Genomic DNA, 19,424 nt, shown 5'->3' on the forward strand with positions numbered 1-19,424 from the left:
GTGACAGTATTATTAACAATCTGTATCATTGCCTGTTTCATTGTTTCATTTCTCGCCTTTATTTATCCTATCATTCCAGGCATCCTTGCTGTTTGGGCTGGATATTTCATTTACCATTTTGGTATAAATGGCGGAGAACTAACAACTTCCTTTTGGATTATTCAAGTCATTTTCACACTATTTATTTTCATTGCTGATTTTATTGCAAATGGATATTTCTTAAAGAAATATGGGAGTTCTAAATGGGGAGAGCGTGTCGGTATGATTTCTATTATTGTCGGATCTTTCTTCTTCCCACCATTCGGTTTAATTATCATACCGTTCTTATCGGTATTTATTACAGAACTCATGCATAAAAAAGCGCCAAAAGACGCCTTTCTAGTAGGAGTTGCTACTGTAGTTGGTTTTTTAAGCAGCACAGTAGCGAAAGCTATTCTCCAAATCATTATGATTCTCATATTTGTATGTTATATCATCTTTTAACCATCCCAATTTCGGGATGGTTTTTTTAATATGAAATACCTACTCGACTATTCTCATATTTGTTTTCACTACACAGATTCCACGTAAATTGCGCTGTATCACCAACTGTTATTTTCGCTCCCCCTTCTGGTAATACATCTTTTTCAGTTCGATACACTCCTGTCACATCACCGTCTATTAAATGCGTCGGACAAACGACCGTCCAACATAAATTACTACTACTAAGTATCTTATATGCAGCTAAATGATCTTCTGCTGCTGTTGTCATTTTCCTTTTTGATTCAGCTGATTGAAAACGATATAAATTTAGATTTGTTCTTGCTTGTAAAATACCTGCTGTTCCTATTGTAATGATTTTATGTACCCCTTCTTCTTCCATTTGCTTTATAATTTGTGGCATACTCTTCGCTAACGTTCCATTTCGATCCGTACCAAGTGCACTTATTACTATATCGCTTCCTTCTATCGCTTTCTTTATATCATTTTCATTTAGTACATTACCTTCTATTACTCGTAACCTTTCATGTTGTATTTCTATTCTATTTAAATCACGTGCTAATGCAGTTACTTCAGCTGCATCCTTTAATGCTAATTTTATTATATTTGAACCTACTCGACCTGTTGCTCCTAATATACATACTTTCATTTGTTTTCCCCCTATTTCATTCTCCCTCTATTTTTCAATAATCTCAATCAATTTACAACAAAAAAGCTTCCTCATATATAAGAGGAAGCTCTATTATTATTTTAACCCGCTTTAACGGGCAGTAAGACCCCACCTCAAAATTCAGTAAAAACAAAGAAGTTAGATGGGGATCAATTGCCCGTTAAAGCCCGATTGGTTCAACTAATAATCAGTGGGGGATGCCCCACTGATTAAAGTTTCACTTTATTTCTTTTCTTTAGAATCTGTAGACTTCTCAGTTCCACTTGTTTCTTTATCCTTTTTGTCCTCTTGTTGTGTTGTTGTATCGTCTTCTTTCTTCTTGTCCTCACCTTTACTACAACCTACCATTAATAAAGAACTTGCAAGTGCCATAGCAGTTAATGATTTAACCCATTTGTTCATTTGCGTTTCCTCCTTTAGATAGAATATGTACAACCCCCATATTACTCTCTATTTTTAAAGGAAAGATTGAAAAATAGTAAATAAACGGTAAATATTTGTAAATTTTCTAATAATAGATATGTACACCTAGTCTTTTTTCTCCATGAAAAGTAAAAAACTAAGGCGCCTATCTTTCCGCCTTAGTTTCTTATGCAAACTTCTCATTTTCATATACATGTTTAATCTTATACTCTTTCTTCACAACATATTGCCATACACTATAGGCATAACGATTCATTTTCAGGAAGCAATTTTCTAAGAACGAGCGGAATTCTGGATTCGCAACTTCAACTGCCACTTGAGCGAACTTTAGTGCTAACCGTTTTAAATGCGAAATATAACAAGTTGCAATATGGATATCCCCTGTATATTTACTATCAGTTTCCTTTTCCATTTCATGAAAATGAGATGAAATTGGTTCACAAGTTATATGCTGTACATTCTCTCCTTCTTGAAAATTCACTTGTTCATTATACGCTTGCAACATATATGGTAAATGATGCTGTAATAGCTCTTTTAATTCTTCGTCTCTTACCTCCCCTGTATACTCCCCAACCTTATAAATAAGCATATAACTATACCTCATTAATTCTTTCATACAATCCATGAAAATACCTCCCTCCTCTTTTGTCTATATGTTATAAATATGATGCTATAACATTTGCTATTCTTGCTAAAAACCAATCCCACTTACTAATTTTCTCAAAGTCTTCTTCTGAAAATCTTTTTGATTTATGAAAGTCTTCTTTTAATCGGTTCCATACGTCAGCAACAACTGTTGTATCATATATGATACAGTTAGATTCACAATTTAAATAAAAACTTCTATTATCAAAATTCGCTGTACCTATATCAACAATTTCTCCATCAATGATTGTTACTTTCCCGTGAAAAAAACCATTCCGATATTGATAGATCTCCGCTCCAGCATGGTTCATCTCTCTCAAATACGGATAGGCAGCTTGTTTTAACAATACTGCGTCGCTTTTAAATGGTACGAGAATTTTCACATTGACACCTCGGTTTAATACACCTTTTAACTCTTTCATCATTTCTTTACTTGGTACAAAATATGGCGTAGCAATAATTAAAGACTTTTTAGCCTGCTTTAAAAGCGCTCCATATTTTTCCCATAACCCTTTTCCATCTGAAAATAAATATTGATATTTCACATGCCCAATTGCAGGTAGACTTTTATGTATAGGCATTTTTTCTCCCGTATCTTCTTTCCAGTCAGCAGCAAATTTTCTTTCCATATCCTTAGCACCATTCCCATTTACTCGCACATGATAATCACGCCACGGACCAAATTTCGGATCTTGTCCAAGGTACTCCTTTCCAATGTTAAAGCCGCCGATATATGATACTTTTCCGTCAATCGTAACAATGCGTCTATGGTTTCGTTGATGCAACGAATAAAATAAATGTTTCAATTTAGGTTTTTTACTAAACGTAAACTGGACACCATTGCTTTTTAGTTGACGAATTATCTTTTTCTTCAGCTTATATCCACCTATTCGATCAACTGACAATTTTACTTCTACTCCACTCAATGCCTTTTTCTCGAGTAACTGCAAAAACTCTTTGCTTATTTCATCTTTACCTACAATATAAAAATGGATATATATGTACTTTTCTGCATTACGTATATCCTCAAATAATTTCGTATATAACTCTTCACCGTTCGTATATAGTTGAAATTCACCTAATCGAACTTGCCCTAATTCATATTCACTAGCCATTTTTTTCCCCATTTCCACATCGATGTTCATCCAAATGAATACACCTATTAAACAAAGGATTACAACGAAAAAGTGTTTCATGGATATTTTCCTTCCTCCACTTACTGTTATTTCTATATCTTCCCTTTTTTAATACAATATCATTCAAGAAAATATGTCATTACATGATATATGTCCATATCAAACGATAGCTCATTTGCATATTGTATGTTGTATCTTAAAATAAAAGGAGGAAATAACAATGGGCTTCGCACATGGTAATGGATTCGCACTATTAGTCGTATTATTTATCCTCTTAATCATCGTCGGTGCTGCTTGCTTCTGCTAAGTAGTTATCGTCATATGATATGTGGATGAAAAAACTATAAAAGCGGACACCTATTTTTAGGTGTCCGCTTTTCATATGAAAAACATTTCCGTTTGTTATTGTACCTTTAACGACTACATATTCAACTCAAAAAGTTAATAATGTAGCTACTTTCTTACTCTCCGCCTTACGTATATGGCGTTGTTCTGCACGTAACACTGCAATGCGATGTAATTCTTTCTCTTCTTCTGTTTCAGGGATAACTCGCGGCACAGGAACCGGATTATTTTCCTTACTAAGTGCAACAAAAGTAACAAATGACGTTGCTGCTATACGTTTCTCACCCGAAATTAAATCTTCTGCTACTACCTTCACAAATACTTCCATAGAAGTTCTACCCGTCCAAATTACAAAAGATTCATAACTAACACAATCTGAAGAGCGAACAGGATGTAAGAAATCTACCCAATCCATAGATGCTGTGACACATTCTTTTCTTGCATGCCTCGTTGCTGAAATAGAAGCAACCATATCCATCTCGGCTAATATCTTCCCACCAAATAGCGTATTATGATCGTTTAAATCTGTTGGAAATACTCGGCTCGTTTTAAACACTCTAGACTCATTAGCTGTTTTCCCTTTTACTTCAGTCATTGTTATCACCTCTTTGATTATTTAACCCGCTATTTGCAGACATTAAGACTCCCACCACAAAATTCGGCTGGAGCAAAGAAGTTCGGTAAGAGTTCCATTTCCCATTAACACTAGAACGGTATGAGCTTACTATCACTACACGTTTAATATTAACAACATTCAGAACTCTTAGTCCACAAAAAAGAACCGATGTTATCAATCGGCTCCTCTAAATACATATTGTTCTTTTGGCGGTTCAACCTTATTCCATTTCGTTACTTCTAATACAGGGATATTCGCATGGAATGGCTGATAAAATTCCGTTGATATTTCTCCTTCAACTTGAATCCAATCATCATTTTTCCATTCTACACCTTCTGGTTTTTTCACTAACATACCATATACACCAGAATCCGCTACACAATGTATAATCCCGAAACGGAATAAGAAATATTGTTCTTTTTGAGAAGAGTCATCTTTGAAAACAAACCCTTTAAAAGATAATTTTTTCCCAGTAAACTCGCCAGGATAATTATAAATTGTTTCCATCCCTTTTAGAAAATCTTCATCTTTTAAAGTAATACTATCTTTCGTAACAAACTCTTTTTTCCCCTTTTCCATTACACCACGGTATCCTTCTTTCCCGTAATAAATGCTCGTATCAGGTCTTAGAAATTGCCTTGTCATAAATGGATCTGTACTTTCTGCTTGTGCAACAGGAAAATGAAATCCTTTCGCCTTAACGATATCTGAATCTAACGTTGCAATCGGGAAAAACAGCCCTGAGACAATCGGAAAACAAAACAATGAGTACGAAAATGCTTTTTTCCACCATGTATTCTCATCTTTTGAATGATCATGCCCGCAATGGCTATGATCACAACCACAATTGTGCTGTTCTTTTTCTTTTTGATGTTCTTTTTGGAAAACGATAATAATTTGAACGACCGTTAAAAAACCTAAAATAATAGCTGCTGTTTTTGATAAATAGGCATACTTCATATTGATATACTTCGTAATATTACCTGAAATATGAAGCTGCGCAATTAAGATTGTAAAACCTAATAATATATATGCTCGAAACATAACCTACCACCCCATCGCATAAATGAGTAGTGAGCTTGCATAAACAACAAGTGTAACTGTAACTGTAACGACAATTACAAATTTCGTTTTAAATGTCGCAAGCATCATAAACATATTTTTAATATCCACCATCGGTCCATATACGAGGAACGCGACAAGTGATGCTGTTGAAAATGTACTTTGGAATGACGAAGCAATAAACGCATCCGCTTCTGAACAAAGTGATAAAATGTAAGCTAGTCCCATCATAACAGCTGGTGAAGAGAACGGCCCTTGTCCTATAGCAAGAAGTGTTGAAGTTTGTACGAACGTTTGAACTGCCGCTGCAATTAACGCACCTAATACTAAATATTTTCCCATCGAGAAAAATTCCTCAACAGCATGCGTACATACATCCCACATTTTTTTACGTAATGGACGCTTATGATTCACTTCTGGGAAGTGATCATCTCGTAATTGATGTTCTTTAAACATAAATGATAATATAATTCCAACGATAATTGCTACGATAATCGCTACGATAGAACGATACCATACCATGTGCATACTACTTCCAAAGGCAACGTATGTTGCAAATAATACGACCGGATTAATAATTGGCCCAGTTAACATAAATGCAATCCCGGCATATGGTGGAACCCCTTTTCCGATTAACCGTCTTACAATCGGAACGATTCCACATTCACAACCTGGAAACATCATACCTAAAAAAGTAGCCATTAAAACAGACAGAAAACGGTTTTTCGGCATCCATTTTGCTACCATATCCTCTGTCACAAACATTTGAATGAATCCTGAAATAAATACACCAATGAGCACAAAAGGAAGTGCTTCGATCAATATGGAGATAAAGATTGTATTCATTTGCAGGAATGCTTTCGGTAATTGAAACAATTCCATGATGTATTTCCTCCAACTTTTCATTAACAATATGTAATTTTAACCCCATTTTATGAATTGGACAAGGCTTATACGGAATTCACTTCCTTCATATACATTACATTTTATAAGTTATATTCTATTCAAAACTTTCGATTTCATAGCAAAAAAGCTGCTCTAGCGCAGTTATATAACTATGCTAGAGCAGCTTTCTTCTCGTTAAAAGTAACGTTTCTTCCAAAAAACAAATGCTAATGTGAAAGATAGTGTTACACATATTATGAGTACAATTACAAAACCATGTGCTTCCCCTTCAAACGGAACCTTTACGTTCATTCCAAAGAAACTAGAAACCATCGTTGGTAATGATAAAATGATTGTAATAGACGTTAACAGTTTCATAACACTATTTAAATTATTTGATATAACGGAGCTAAAAGTATTCATCATTCCACTTAAAATGTGACTATATATTTCCGCCATTTCAATAGCCTGTTTATTTTCAATTAATACATCTTCTAATAAATCTTGATCGTCTTCATACATTTTTAAAAATGTACTGTTACGCATTAATTTTTGAATTACAATTTTATTCGCCTTTAATGATGTTGTAAAGTAAACTAAACTTTTTTCAAGGCCTAGCAATGTGAAAATCTCTTTATTTTTCATCGACTTATTTAATTGATGCTCTAAATCGATTGTTTTTCTGTTAATTTGCTTTAAGTATCTTAAATAATAAGTAGAAATCGTATATAAGAGCTGAAGTGCAAAGCGTGTCTTTTTAAACGTATAAAATTCTTTAATACGTTGATTAATAAAGCGTTCGAAAATTGGGTTTTCTTCTAAACAAATTGTCACAAAGCAATCTGGCATTACAATCATACCTATTGGAATCGTGTCATAAATCGAATTTCCTTCTTCATCATGTCTAACTGTTGGAATATCCACGATTATTAAGGTATTATTGTCTTCCTTTTCAATACGAGAGCGTTCTTCATCATCTAAAGGGTCTTTAATGAAATCTAAGTCTACATTTAAAGTTTGTACTAGATATTGAATTTCTTCTTCCGTTGGATGAAGTACATTAATCCAGCAACCCTTTTGCATTTCCTCAACCTCTTGTAGTTTTCCGTTTCGGTCTGTTAAATAAATATTTAACATACTATCACCCCGATTCTTTTTACATGTAGGAATCTACCTCTCTTACATAACAGTTTTTGAACCGCCATTCTCAGCATATGAAACATACGTTTAAATTTCAATAGAAAAATTATTTTGAAAACGTTTTTATAAGAAAAATATTCTAAACAAAGAAAAAGACAGAGTGCTCTCTGCCTTAAAAAGCTTATGTTGCCTTTATAACATATTTAGAAAGCATCCACAAGTTAAAGCCAACTGAAATCGTATAACCAGCGTATGTTGAAATAATAAAACTTACATAATCCAAATACGGAAGCAATACGATATTTAAAACTATCTTTACAATAATGCCAATTACTAATCCTAGCACTGTTTTCTGTTGTTGGTTAATTCCTTGTAACATCGCAGCTGTTACTGTAAAAAGCGAAAATAGTATACAGGCAGGAGCATAATACTGTAAAATAACTCTCCCCATCTCCGGATCATTTCCGGCACCAAATAAAAGAGTATATACTGGTTTTGCTAACAACATCATTCCAATCGCCGCTGGTACCGTAATACCTACTACTAATACATTCGTTCTCGTAAAATGTTTGTACAGTAACTTCACATTCCCTGCTGTATAGGCTTTTGTCATCTCAGGTACGAGAGACATACTAAAAGCAGTCGCAACGGAAACTGGGATGAGTACAACCATCTGAACAAGACCAATTATTGCATTTATCTTCTCCGCTTCTCCTTGCATATACCCTATTTGTATAAGTAGTTTATTAATTGTAAATGTATCAATCGTCTGATACAACGGAATTGCTAAACCAACCACAACAAACGGTATTGAATATGTAAAGAGCTCCTTATACAGTGAGAAGAAAGATTTCGTTGTTTGCGGTATACTTGCCATCTCTTTTTTCTTTAAGTGCTTTCTCCTCCTTATGTAATACGCACTTAGAACTGTTAATCCACCTATCGCTCCCATAAAAGCACCGAACGTTGAAATACCAACAGCTAGCGAGACAGAAGCTTTTAAAATATATAAAACGACAAAGCTTCCTATTAAAATGGTTAAGACCCGAAAAAACTGCTCAACAACTACACTTAAAGCAGAAGGCCCCATCGATTGAAACCCTTGAAAGAATCCCCTTAATAAACTCATTACCGGTACAAGTATTAACGCAAAACTTACAATTTGGATATTAGTAGTGACCGCTGCTACACTATTCCCTGTTTGATCATTTCCATCGATTACAAGTTTAGCTAAATGTGGAGCTAATATATATAGCGTAAAACATGAGATTACTCCCATTATTAACATAAAAAAGATACCGCTCTTTAGCACTCTCTTAACCGTATGATAATCATTCAGTTGATCATATTTTGATACCATTTTTGAAACGGCAAGTGGTAGTCCCATCGTCGCAATGCTGAGCATAATCGTATAAGGACGATATGCATATGTGTATAAAACGTACCCACTCGTACCAACCATTGCTGTAAATGGTATAACATATATAAATCCTAACATTTTAGATATCATCGTTGCCATCGTTAAAAATATCGTTCCACGTATAAACGGTGACCCTTTCATCACATTCCTCCGCTACGCTTTATTATTACACATTATGGACAACTCCTTTTTTTTAGAACCGAAACAAATAAAAAAGCCAATGAAAAATCATTGACTTTAACGCGCTGCTTTTTTCTTTTTTAAATACTTTAAACCGAAGTATAGAGCAACAAAGAGAACAGCTCCTATAATTATGTAATGTGTGTAATCAGATGCATACTCTTTAATGTGTCGCCAATTTCCACCAAGCTTTTCACCTAAGTATATAAATAGTATTGACCATGGAATAATCGCAACTACTGTATATAGTGTAAATAGTTTTAACGGCATTTTAGCTAATCCTGCTGGAATAGAGATTGCATGACGTACGACTGGGATAAAGCGTGCAGAAAAGATTACTCCTGCTCCGTAACGCTTAAACCAACCTTCTGCTATGTCTAAATGGTGTTTATTAATAAGTAGATATTTCCCATATTTCTCTACAACCGGACGCCCTCCGTAATATCCAAGCCAGTATAAAAAGATTTGGGCTAAAGTACCACCAATAGTTCCGGCGATAACTGCACCAACAAAACTAATTTTACCATCCGCTACTAAAAATCCAGCATACGAAAGTACAATCTCACTCGGGATAATTTCAATCATTAAAGCTAGCGCTACTCCAAAGTAACCTAAGCTTGCAAAAAATTGCAATAACTGATCTATTATGCTTGCTAACATTTTATTTTCTATCTCCTTTTTTCTTCACATACCATCCCATTATTACATAAAGGTCGCATTCTGCCAATATCTTCATTTCAACAATATTATCGGCATAAGCATAATTAATCTATTAATGTTTCTTTTTGAGGTTCTTTCATGTAGGCAAACATTTCTTTAATTTGCTCTTCTGTATTTCTAGCAATCGATAAATTAGGCAATTCATTCTCACCAAAAAACTCCACATCTTCTGTTTCAATACTAGTTTTCTTTTCGCCACCAATAATCTTACAGCTAATAAAAATTTTATATACGTGTGTTGCTGAAGGCGATGGTTGATGTTTTTCTTTATCAAATATAGCGAGTAGCTTAAAATCATCTACTTCATAACCCGTCTCCTCTAAAACTTCTTTTGCTGCTACTTCTGTTGGCGTATAACCGATATCGGCCCATCCACCTGGCAATGCCCATTTCCCATCACTTTTTTCTTTCACAAATAATAACTTTTCATTTTGAAAAATGACTGCTCTTATATCAACTTTAGGTGTTTGATAGCCTGTCTCACTTGCAAATAACTTCTCTACTATTTCCCAATCTGTCTTTGTATAATGTGACATCATTGAAATGGAAATATCCCGTAATTGTTGGAAACGCTCTATATCATACACATCTTTAGAATACGTTAAACCCGCTTGAGCTATAGATTGTATTTGTTTTACCCAATCAACCCACTTAACTGTCATGTTTCCACATCTCCATTCTTTATTAAGTAAATATTACTTCAATTCAATTGATACATCTTTATTATACAAAAAAAGAGATTGATAATGTTCCAATCTCTTTCAAAATTAATCCAATTCATGTAAGTGGTCTTGTATATACTTTCTTCTTTTATTTATATATTCATCAATCATATCAGCTTCTTGATCAAATGTTTCTAATTTTTCTTTCATATATGGATCTTGTAGTAAATATGGGCGAATCGATTCACACAAACCTTCTACTTTCGGCATCATAAATGAAACGGTAAATTGTTCTTCTAATATTTCTTCCAAAATGCTTCGGTATTGTTTTCTAAATACAGGTATATCTAACAATCTTGCACTTAACGTGTTATAACCTTGGATACGAATATACTCATGATTAAGTGGTCTCCCTTGTACATCTCGCCCCCAAGTCGCATCATAATCCCACGGTATCACTTCAAATAAATTTGTTTCATCGTTATGATATAGTGCATAGTTATGAACGAAACCATCAAAGTTTTGTGTAAAAATAACGCCAGCTAACCATCGTAAATATTTATCAACATGCAAAAACTTTCCAATTTCTTTTTCATAAGCTTCCCTCGACAAAGCATTCGCTTGAAATACAAATTCACTCAGCTGTTCTTCACTATTTTTATTCGAATATTTAAATTCATAACCCGCAAAGAGCTCAGTCTTAACATCTTTATCTCTCTCACTCATTAAAGAAAAATTCGCATCATCATCTATCGCATAATAAATAGAACCACTCGGTAATCCTCTATTTTTCAAAAAGTTTTCATCAACTGATTCTAACTGTAAATATACACCTTGAATTTGACCATTAATTTTTATAAATACATGTTGTGATTTTGGTGAAAGTACACCAATATCATGAAAAAAATCTAAAGATAATTTATTTCGTATGAGAGACGGATCCATAAACTCAGAATTTAAATGAAACTCTTTCGCACCTTGAAATTTTTTCGGTTTATAAAACATAACATGATAAGACTTTTTCTCAAATTCACGAATATGAGCGCCTCGGTATACGATATCAATGTCATACTTCTTTTTTCCATAAGTTAATTTTGCTGGCACTGGACTATCTGACCAAATTTCTTTTTTCAACTCCACTAAGTTCATTGGATGAATAAAAAAATCATATGAAGGTAGCATATTTCCCCATCCCTTCTCAGTTCTCTTCATTCAATGTATGCACCTTGCCTTGTCCATACATCCGCTATCATCTATTTATATAAAATTACACTCTTGTCCTGTTCAGAAAGACGTCATATCTCATATCATGTTAAGGAAAAAGAATACCTTTTCAACTTAATACATGATAAGGAGGATTTCTATGAAACGTGATATTAGAAAAGCGGTTGAAGAAATCAAAAGTGCTGGGATGGAGGATTTCTTACACCAAGATCCAAGTACTTTTGAATGCGATGATGATAAATTCACTCATCATAATTGTACAACTGGATGTAAATGTACAACTGGGGGTAAATGTCCAAGAACAAGATGTACTCGCGTGAAACATTGTACGTTCGTTACAAAATGTACGCATGTAAAAAAATGGACATTTGTTACGAAATGTACTCGTGTACGTGTTCAAAAATGGACATTTGTTACGAAAGTAACGCGTAGAAAAGAATGCGTTTTAGTTACAAAACGTACTCGCAGAAAACATTGTACTTTCGTTACAAAATGCATACGCTTTGAAAAGAAATTTTTCTGGACAAAACGAAGTTTCTGTAAAAAATGCGAATTCTTCCCTCACGGACACGGTCACTCTTGCGATGATTCATGTGATCATGGTAAAGACTGTCACGATGACGGGCACAAATGGAATGATTGCAAAGGCGGACATAAATTCCCATCTTGCAAAAACAAGAAATTCGATCACTTCTGGTATAAAAAACGTAATCGCTAGTTTTTATGCCTACAAAAAAAGGCCGTTTTGCGGCCTTTTTTACGTTCATTGAAAATGACTTATATCTGCAAATTGCTTCACTTCACCTTTATCTTCTTCAAATTCTATTATACTTAGACTAGCACTATGCATAAATGGATCATCCCATACATTTTCTATTTCAATACCCGCAAAATGTCCTACAAGTAGTTTTGCCGCTGCCGCATGGGAAACAATTAATATACTTTCTCCTTTATGCTTTTCTAAAAGAAGCTGTATCCCATCCATTACCCTTTTATGAACAGCCGCAAAATTTTCTCCCGATGTTGACTGGAAAAGATGTGGCTCATACCAAAACAACTGTATTTCGTCTGGGTACTGCCTTTCTATATCATCGACTGTCTGTCCTTCCCATATACCCATGTTAATTTCATAGAAATGCTCATCCGCGATTATCGGTATATCACGTTCGCCCTTTATTAACTCTGCAGTATGAAGGGTTCTTTCACTCGGACTACTATAGATCGCATCGATAGATAAATCTTTCATTCGATCTCCTAATTGCTTAGCTTGTAACATACCATTTTCAGTTAAAGCAGAATTTTTCCTGCCTTGCATTCGTTTCTCTACATTCCATTCCGTTTCACCATGCCTTGTTACATATACCGTTGTCTTCACTTCAATTCCCCCTTACCATGTCGGCCGCAATTCCCACGGTTCTACTCGTCCTACAATCCATTCATCACATTTACTTTCAATTCCTTTTATTACTCCATCCGATATTTCTTCATGAGTAAGCCATCTTCCGTATGTATCTTCTAATATAAAACCTAATATTATTCTATGATAGCTACATCGCGTACCGCCTATTTTTTGTGAGGCTATTCTCGACGCTTTACTGCCTAAAATATGAAAAACGTTGTATGTTTCAGACGACAAGTCTAATTCTCTACAAATGAGTGATAATGCATCCTTTGCACTTGAGTGTATCCATGCGACAACCAATGTTATTGGGCCATTCCTCTCAATTGTGTTTTTAATAGCTAACTTTACATCGTCATCATGATGATAATCTAACAGAAGGCATGTGATACTTTCAGGTGTGGTACTCTCCCGTTTAACATTTTCTAATTTCACTTCATCTCTTCCAATAATAGAAACATGAAACCCTTGCTCACAAAGCCACATAGACACCCTCTTTAGCATTCCCGTTCCACCAATTACTAACGCATGCAACTTCTTCCCCCCTTAGTAAAATGTCATATGAGGTTTATCTTCCCTATAATAATTAATTCGGTCTTGCAATGTCCCTGAATGAAACTCAAACTTATGTCCATCAGGATCAACAAAATATATAGACTCACAATCTCTTACATCCCGTTCTCTTCCTTGTAAAATATGAACATCATTTTCTTCTAATCGCTGTATTAGACGTTCAAAGTCTTCTTGTTCAACAGAAAATGCAATGTGCGTATAAGATTGATGAATCTCATTTCTCGGAATATGTTTCTCTTCATTAAGTGCTATCCATACTCCACATATGTTAAAATACGCCAATTTCCTCCCTTTAACTAATAATTCTCCCCCTAATACTTTTTCATAAAACATAATAGAGTTTTCTAAATTAGACACTGAAAAACAAAGATGATTGATTCCCCTTAACAACTATAATTCCTCCTTATACAAAAAAGATGAGCGAAAATTCACTCACCTTTTATTTTACTATTTTTTTGTAATATATGCCCATTTATAACTGAAGTCCCCGCCAAACGTATGATTAGCAATACCTTTTACAAACGGCTTCTCTAAATAAGCTGTGCTTTGTTGATACGTAGGAGAAATGGCAGCATCTTGACCAATTAAGATTTTTTCAGCTTCCGCAAGTGCATTCCAGCGTGCTTTATCATCTTTTAATAGCTCTCCTTTTGATTTCGCTACTAAATCATCATACTTCGGATTAGAATAATTCATTTCATTAAATGAGCTTCCAGTAACAAACATATCAATATAAGTCATTGGATCTGGATAGTCAGGGCTCCATGCAGATAATGAGAATTCATATTCGAATTTCTTTTCTAAATCTAGCTTCTGCTTGTATGGTTGCTGTTTCAAATTCACTTTAATACCAGGTAAGTTTTTCTCTAATTCTTCTTTAATAAAGTCGCCTACTTTTTTACGGCTACCATTATCATCATTTAGTAATTCAACCGTAATTGTATCTTGACCAAGCTCTTTCTTCGCTTCTTCCCATAATTTTTTTGCTTTCGCTGCGTTATCTTTACTATCACGGAAGTTTTTATTTACAGAGCGGAAGTCTTTTCCATCCGGACCTGTCGTGAATTTTTCAGGTACTAAGAAATATGCTGGCAAAGAACCGTCATTTAAAATGACATCAGCAATTCCTTTTTTATCGTATGCTAAATCAATCGCTTCACGTACTTTTTGGTTTTTAAATGTTGCATTTTTTTGGTTAAAACGCAAGAAATACATACGTGGATCTAACTTCGTTTTAAATTCATCTGGCTTATTCTTTTTATATTTATCAACAAATTCAGAAGTTAAAATAACTCGATCTGCTTGATCACTATCATATAAATTTACTCCAGTGCTTGTTTCCTTCACAATACTTACATTAATTTCGTCTAACTTTACAGTATCTTTATCCCAATAATTAGGATTTTTCTTTAACTGATAATTTTGTTCATGTTTCCATTGACTCATTGTAAATGGTCCATTATATAATAATTTATCTGCTTCTAATCCGTATTTATCTCCTTGCTCTTTCACATATTTTTCATTTAATGGGAAAAATGTAGGGAACGACGTAAGCTCAAGAAAATAAGGTGCTGGTTGCTCTAATTCTACTACCAACGTTTTATCATCCTTCGCTTTAACACCCAATTGATCTGATGGTAATTCTCCTTTATTTACTTTCTGTGCATTTTTCACATCAAATAAAATGAATGCATATTCTGCCGCTATTGCTTTATCTAATGTACGTTGCCATGCATATACAAAATCTTGTGCTCGAACTGGATCACCATTTGACCATTTCGCATCACGTAATTCAAATGTATATGTCTTTTTATCTTCACTAATCTTCACATCTTTTGCCATGCCTGGTGTTGGTTTATTATCTTTATCTAGACGATATAAACCTTCCATTGCATTTACAAATACACGGAAAGATACAGAATCCGTTGATTTAGATGTATCCATTGAAGGAATTTCAGCTGTTTCTAGCAAATTTAAAACTTGTTTATCTGCCATTTCCTTATTCGATTCTTTCTTCGTTGTCGAAGCCTTCTCACCATTCCCACATCCTGCAACCAATACACTCGTCGTTAACGCAAGTGCAGCAATTGTTGTTGTCTTTCTCTTCATTCTTCCTTCCCCCAATCTATATGTATAAGTTAAATCTTGTATAATATATTTCATTATACAAAAGATTCTGATTATTTTAAATATTTATTTTAACAAACATAGAAAAAAGCGGTCGGAAGTTTCTTTCCAGCCGCTTTTTTGAATCGCATTTACTTGTAATCCATCCTCTATATCAAATGGATTTTGAACCTTAAATATTTCGTCCATCATCTTCAAAAACTCTTCTTCATTTTTAGATTCACCATTAACCGTAAGCGAGTACGGTTCCACTTCACCCAATTTATAATCGACAACAAATTGAATCGTCACCTTTTGTCTTGGTGCTCCCGCGTTATATCCTTGGAATTCTACTAATTCTAACCCTTCCGTTCCACGATAATATATCCAATCTGAATTTTGAAAATAATTTTCGAAAGATTCACCTATTGAAAAGAAAGGATATTCATAAAGCGAGCTTGTACGAACCTTTTGTATAACGTCTCGATCAGTCGGAAAAAAGAAATGACTAAAAAATATGCTAGCAACTGCTAAAATAGTAACAATTGTCGCTCCCATTTTGCTCGTTCCGCCGCTATCATGGATAAGATAGTTTTCAACTGATTTATCTTTTATTTCTCTTGCTTTTATTCGGTATATACGTCTTTCCACAAATTGATAGTATAATCCATTTGCAAAAATCCCCATTCCAAACAGAATAAAAATGAGTAATAAAAACGTAAGAGGCACCATATTAATGATTGGCAGTGCTACATTGAAACCCATATAATAAGAAAACGCATCACACGCTACTAATAACAATACAAATAATGCTGCCGGTAAATAGTACTTACGATATCCAAGCCAACCTATATTGAAAATAGTTGCCCAACCATTCCAGCTCCACCTAGCAATCCGCTTATTCTCAAGCTCCCATTTCCTTTTGTAATACGGATATTGTCTCCCTACATATACTTCTAGTTCTTTATCTATTAACGAGCTACTTTCACCTTGTTCATTATCCAACTTTCGCTGACAACTTGCACAATTTAACTGTTCCTCCTCGCAAGGTTGCCCACAATTTATACATTTCAAAACAATCCCTCTTCCCATCCATACGTCATTTCAAAATACCTTCGTGTTTTAATAACCACTCTTTCCTCCATAAACCACCAGCATATCCAACAAGCTTTCCACTCTTTCCTATTACACGGTGACATGGAACGATTATTGAAATTGGATTCCGACTATTTGCCCCTCCTATCGCCCGTACAGCTTTCGTATTTCCAACCTTCTCTGCAATATCTAAATATGAAGCACTTACGCCATAAGGGATAGTATAAAGCGCATCCCATACATTTTTTTGAAATACTGTTCCCTCAGCAGATAGCGGGACTGTGAACTCTTTTCTTTTCCCCTTAAAATATTCATCTAGCTCATTTATACATTGATCTATTATTTCATTTTTATGTTCTTCTTGTCTCTCATCAACAAATATAACAGACGTAATTCCTTTATCGTTCGCTGTAATTTCCAGCAAGCCTAATTCACTTTCATAATAAGCCTGGTACATATGTCATCCTCCAATTCAATTCATATTAATTATTGTAACACGAATAGACAAAATTTTTCGTATAAGCGTTTTATTAGGGAAACAAAAACAAGAATGATACAATGTAAGAAAATTCAATCTAGGAGGCTATTAGATGAATTCTGAACTTTTTTCACCTTATACAATTAAGGACGTTACATTAAAAAACCGTATCGTTATGTCACCTATGTGCATGTATTCATCAGAAAACGAGGATGGCCAAGTAACTAATTTCCATCACGTTCATTACGGAACAAGAGCTGCTGGTCAAGTTGGTTTAGTTATGATCGAAGCAACAGCCGTGTTACCTGAAGGAAGAATTTCTAATAAAGACCTAGGTATATGGGATGATAACCTAATTGAAGGCTTACATAAAACGACAACTTTTATACATGATAACGGCGCAAAAGCCGCCATTCAACTTGCTCACGCCGGAAGAAAAGCTGAATTAGAAACGGATGCTCTCGCTCCATCCGCAATTCCGTTTAATGAAACTATGAAAATCCCAGTAGAAATGAGTATACAGCAAATAAAAAAGACCATATTAGCTTTTCAAGAGGCTGCAATACGATCCAAACAAGCTGGATTTGACGTTATTGAAATACACGGCGCTCACGGTTATCTTATTAATGAATTTCTTTCTCCACTTTCTAATAAACGGACCGATGAATATGGAGGTTCACCTGAAAATCGCTATCGTTTCTTACGTGAAATCATTGACTCAATAAATGAAGTTTGGAACGGACCGTTATTTGTTCGTATTTCAGCAAACGATTATCATCCTGACGGTTTAACGGTTCAAGATTACGTTCCATATACAAACTGGATGAAAGAACAAGGAGTAGATTTAATTGATTGTAGTTCTGGAGCTGTTGTTCCGGCACACATCGATGTATATCCCGGGTATCAAGTGCAATATGCTAAACATATTAAAGAACATGCTAACATTGCAACTGGGGCTGTTGGTTTGATTACGACTGGAGTACAGGCAGAACAAATTTTAAATAATAACGAAGCAGATTTAATTTTTATCGGACGTGAGTTACTTCGCAATCCTTACTTTCCAAGAATAGCCGCCAATGAACTTAGTTTTGAGTTAGAAGAACCGTATCAATACAAACGAGCACCGGGGAAACTCCATACAAATAAATAAAACCGAGAATAATATGTACTACTGAATCTAGAGGAATAAAAAGTATACTATAAGATAACGTATGTTATTTCATAATATCGTTTTAAGGTGGATCAACATTTTGCTTGATACACCTATTTTTTTATGTATTTATCTCCCTTTCTGAATATGTGACAGGGTTAAAAATCGAATTCCACAATCATGATTACGAAAAAAAACAATTCCTCAGATTAAGTGAGAAATTGTTTTTTCATATAGTAGTATTCTACATATTAATTCGTTTGTTTCGTTTATAACTCCAACAATTTTAAGTATCATTTACAAATAAGAACGATGCGCTGGCCATGAACCTTGAAGCTTGCGAAGTTGCACAATTTGCCCGGTATGATAAGCATCGTGCAAAAGGATGTTCATATATTGTTGCCAAATTGGTAGAGAAGGAGTTAATTGATTTAGTTCTGCTTCTTGAAGGGATATTAATGCAGATTGTAAGGCATCATGCACTTGAATTGTTCGCAACACTGTTTGTTGCCAATCCCTCTCATCATTACGTCCACCTTGGACAAACGTTTCATCATTATTTTGTGGCGCCACAAATGTTTCATCTTGATGCAAGCGGGCAAGTAAGCGTTCTTTAAAGATAAGTAAATGGTTTACATTTTCCCAAATCGTATTACTAGCCTCTCCTTCTGGTTGCCAACATGCTTGTGCAGCAGTAAGGTGCTTTAACGCGTCTGATAAAGGTGGATACCATTCTTCTTCGTAAAACACTTGCTTAATTCCATTTTGCAACATTTCTTTTTTACTCATTCTTATATCCTCCTTTTGCAAATCTCCCAAAAATACGGAGTAGTACATATAGGACTTTTATATCTTCGGAACCCAATTCCCTTCAGATTTTACTCAAACAGATTATTTCCAAATAGAAAGTATATTCTATTTGATTTATTGGCATTACAAACAATGGATATATGATAGTAGTATATTTTCAAATGAAGTGAAACATTCTTATAAGATGAAATCATCCGTTAGTATA

Annotated in this window: 23 protein-coding genes; 4 read left to right on the forward strand and 19 right to left on the reverse strand. The window is 34.5% G+C overall.

Annotated elements, in window-relative coordinates:
* Positions 1–483, forward strand: coding sequence for a DUF456 domain-containing protein (locus DM800_RS01720; RefSeq protein WP_000217325.1), 483 nt, complete (start codon positions 1–3; stop codon positions 481–483).
* 25 nt (positions 484–508) lie between these two features.
* On the opposite strand, the gene DM800_RS01725 is transcribed toward DM800_RS01720, so the two are convergent.
* The 4 genes from DM800_RS01725 to cls all read right to left on the reverse strand — a co-directional run bounded on the left by DM800_RS01725 (position 509) and on the right by cls (position 3,414).
* Positions 509–1,129 carry an NAD(P)-dependent oxidoreductase gene (locus tag DM800_RS01725; protein WP_000861616.1) on the reverse strand — a complete coding sequence of 207 codons (621 nt, stop codon included), beginning with the start codon at positions 1,127–1,129 and terminating at the stop codon, positions 509–511.
* A gap of 243 nt (positions 1,130–1,372) precedes the next feature.
* Entirely contained in the window at positions 1,373–1,552 is a 180-nt protein-coding gene (locus DM800_RS01735; protein ID WP_001045960.1) for a hypothetical protein, read from the reverse strand.
* A 187-nt stretch (positions 1,553–1,739) separates the two neighbouring features.
* The gene (locus DM800_RS01740) at positions 1,740–2,198 is read right to left on the reverse strand and encodes a spore coat protein (RefSeq protein ID WP_000340548.1); all 459 of its coding nucleotides are present in this window, start codon (positions 2,196–2,198) and stop codon (positions 1,740–1,742) included.
* Positions 2,199–2,229: 31 nt separating this feature from the next.
* Complete coding sequence (gene cls / locus DM800_RS01745) at positions 2,230–3,414, reverse strand: cardiolipin synthase (protein WP_147786278.1); 1,185 nt, start codon at positions 3,412–3,414, stop codon at positions 2,230–2,232.
* 160 nt (positions 3,415–3,574) lie between these two features.
* Between cls and DM800_RS01750 the strand changes: the two genes are divergently transcribed.
* Complete coding sequence (locus tag DM800_RS01750) at positions 3,575–3,661, forward strand: YjcZ family sporulation protein (protein ID WP_000505094.1); 87 nt, start codon at positions 3,575–3,577, stop codon at positions 3,659–3,661.
* Positions 3,662–3,787: 126 nt separating this feature from the next.
* Here the strand turns inward: DM800_RS01750 and DM800_RS01755 are convergent, their stop codons facing one another.
* The 8 genes from DM800_RS01755 to cotH all read right to left on the reverse strand — a co-directional run bounded on the left by DM800_RS01755 (position 3,788) and on the right by cotH (position 11,566).
* Positions 3,788–4,294 (reverse strand): acyl-CoA thioesterase, encoded by a 507-nt coding sequence (locus DM800_RS01755; RefSeq protein WP_000141167.1) that lies wholly within the window; start codon positions 4,292–4,294, stop codon positions 3,788–3,790.
* A 195-nt stretch (positions 4,295–4,489) separates the two neighbouring features.
* On the reverse strand, positions 4,490–5,359 hold the full coding sequence (locus DM800_RS01760; protein WP_088063115.1) for a TIGR03943 family putative permease subunit: 870 nt from the start codon (positions 5,357–5,359) through the stop codon (positions 4,490–4,492).
* A 3-nt stretch (positions 5,360–5,362) separates the two neighbouring features.
* Positions 5,363–6,259 carry a permease gene (locus DM800_RS01765; protein ID WP_000418724.1) on the reverse strand — a complete coding sequence of 299 codons (897 nt, stop codon included), beginning with the start codon at positions 6,257–6,259 and terminating at the stop codon, positions 5,363–5,365.
* A 198-nt stretch (positions 6,260–6,457) separates the two neighbouring features.
* Entirely contained in the window at positions 6,458–7,399 is a 942-nt protein-coding gene (locus tag DM800_RS01770) for a magnesium transporter CorA family protein (RefSeq protein WP_000932392.1), read from the reverse strand.
* A 184-nt stretch (positions 7,400–7,583) separates the two neighbouring features.
* Positions 7,584–8,963, reverse strand: coding sequence for a putative polysaccharide biosynthesis protein (locus tag DM800_RS01775; RefSeq protein WP_147786279.1), 1,380 nt, complete (start codon positions 8,961–8,963; stop codon positions 7,584–7,586).
* A 96-nt stretch (positions 8,964–9,059) separates the two neighbouring features.
* Positions 9,060–9,662, reverse strand: a complete 603-nt coding sequence (gene uptA / locus DM800_RS01780) for an undecaprenyl phosphate transporter UptA (RefSeq protein WP_000881203.1) — start codon at positions 9,660–9,662, stop codon at positions 9,060–9,062.
* A 104-nt stretch (positions 9,663–9,766) separates the two neighbouring features.
* Positions 9,767–10,384, reverse strand: a complete 618-nt coding sequence (locus tag DM800_RS01785; protein WP_147786280.1) for an NUDIX hydrolase N-terminal domain-containing protein — start codon at positions 10,382–10,384, stop codon at positions 9,767–9,769.
* A 105-nt stretch (positions 10,385–10,489) separates the two neighbouring features.
* Positions 10,490–11,566 (reverse strand): spore coat protein CotH, encoded by a 1,077-nt coding sequence (cotH, locus tag DM800_RS01790; RefSeq protein ID WP_088063416.1) that lies wholly within the window; start codon positions 11,564–11,566, stop codon positions 10,490–10,492.
* Positions 11,567–11,747: 181 nt separating this feature from the next.
* Here cotH and exsB point away from each other — a divergent pair, with 181 nt between their 5' ends.
* Positions 11,748–12,326, forward strand: coding sequence for an exosporium protein ExsB (gene exsB / locus DM800_RS01795; RefSeq protein ID WP_097906694.1), 579 nt, complete (start codon positions 11,748–11,750; stop codon positions 12,324–12,326).
* Positions 12,327–12,371: 45 nt separating this feature from the next.
* Here exsB and DM800_RS01800 read toward each other — a convergent pair whose 3' ends face one another.
* From DM800_RS01800 to DM800_RS01825, 6 genes are all read right to left on the reverse strand, one after another.
* Entirely contained in the window at positions 12,372–12,983 is a 612-nt protein-coding gene (locus tag DM800_RS01800) for a phosphoserine phosphatase 1 (RefSeq protein WP_097906695.1), read from the reverse strand.
* A 12-nt stretch (positions 12,984–12,995) separates the two neighbouring features.
* On the reverse strand, positions 12,996–13,541 hold the full coding sequence (locus tag DM800_RS01805; RefSeq protein WP_147786281.1) for a short-chain dehydrogenase: 546 nt from the start codon (positions 13,539–13,541) through the stop codon (positions 12,996–12,998).
* A gap of 12 nt (positions 13,542–13,553) precedes the next feature.
* Positions 13,554–13,970 (reverse strand): FosBx1 family fosfomycin resistance bacillithiol transferase, encoded by a 417-nt coding sequence (fosB, locus tag DM800_RS01810; RefSeq protein WP_088063110.1) that lies wholly within the window; start codon positions 13,968–13,970, stop codon positions 13,554–13,556.
* Positions 13,971–14,027: 57 nt separating this feature from the next.
* On the reverse strand, positions 14,028–15,689 hold the full coding sequence (locus DM800_RS01815; protein ID WP_088063109.1) for a peptide ABC transporter substrate-binding protein: 1,662 nt from the start codon (positions 15,687–15,689) through the stop codon (positions 14,028–14,030).
* Positions 15,690–15,773: 84 nt separating this feature from the next.
* Positions 15,774–16,778, reverse strand: a complete 1,005-nt coding sequence (locus DM800_RS01820; RefSeq protein ID WP_370512858.1) for a DUF2628 domain-containing protein — start codon at positions 16,776–16,778, stop codon at positions 15,774–15,776.
* A gap of 7 nt (positions 16,779–16,785) precedes the next feature.
* On the reverse strand, positions 16,786–17,238 hold the full coding sequence (locus tag DM800_RS01825) for a methylated-DNA--[protein]-cysteine S-methyltransferase (protein ID WP_046959201.1): 453 nt from the start codon (positions 17,236–17,238) through the stop codon (positions 16,786–16,788).
* A gap of 133 nt (positions 17,239–17,371) precedes the next feature.
* On the opposite strand from DM800_RS01825, the gene namA reads away from it, so the two are divergent.
* The gene (gene namA / locus DM800_RS01830) at positions 17,372–18,409 is read left to right on the forward strand and encodes an NADPH dehydrogenase NamA (RefSeq protein WP_147786283.1); all 1,038 of its coding nucleotides are present in this window, start codon (positions 17,372–17,374) and stop codon (positions 18,407–18,409) included.
* Positions 18,410–18,706: 297 nt separating this feature from the next.
* On the opposite strand, the gene DM800_RS01835 is transcribed toward namA, so the two are convergent.
* Positions 18,707–19,198, reverse strand: coding sequence for a DinB family protein (locus DM800_RS01835; protein WP_098115773.1), 492 nt, complete (start codon positions 19,196–19,198; stop codon positions 18,707–18,709).
* Positions 19,199–19,424 lie beyond the last annotated feature (226 nt).

Source organism: Bacillus sp. AY18-3 (assembly GCF_008042305.1).
Classification (GTDB): Bacteria; Bacillota; Bacilli; order Bacillales; family Bacillaceae_G; genus Bacillus_A; species Bacillus_A wiedmannii.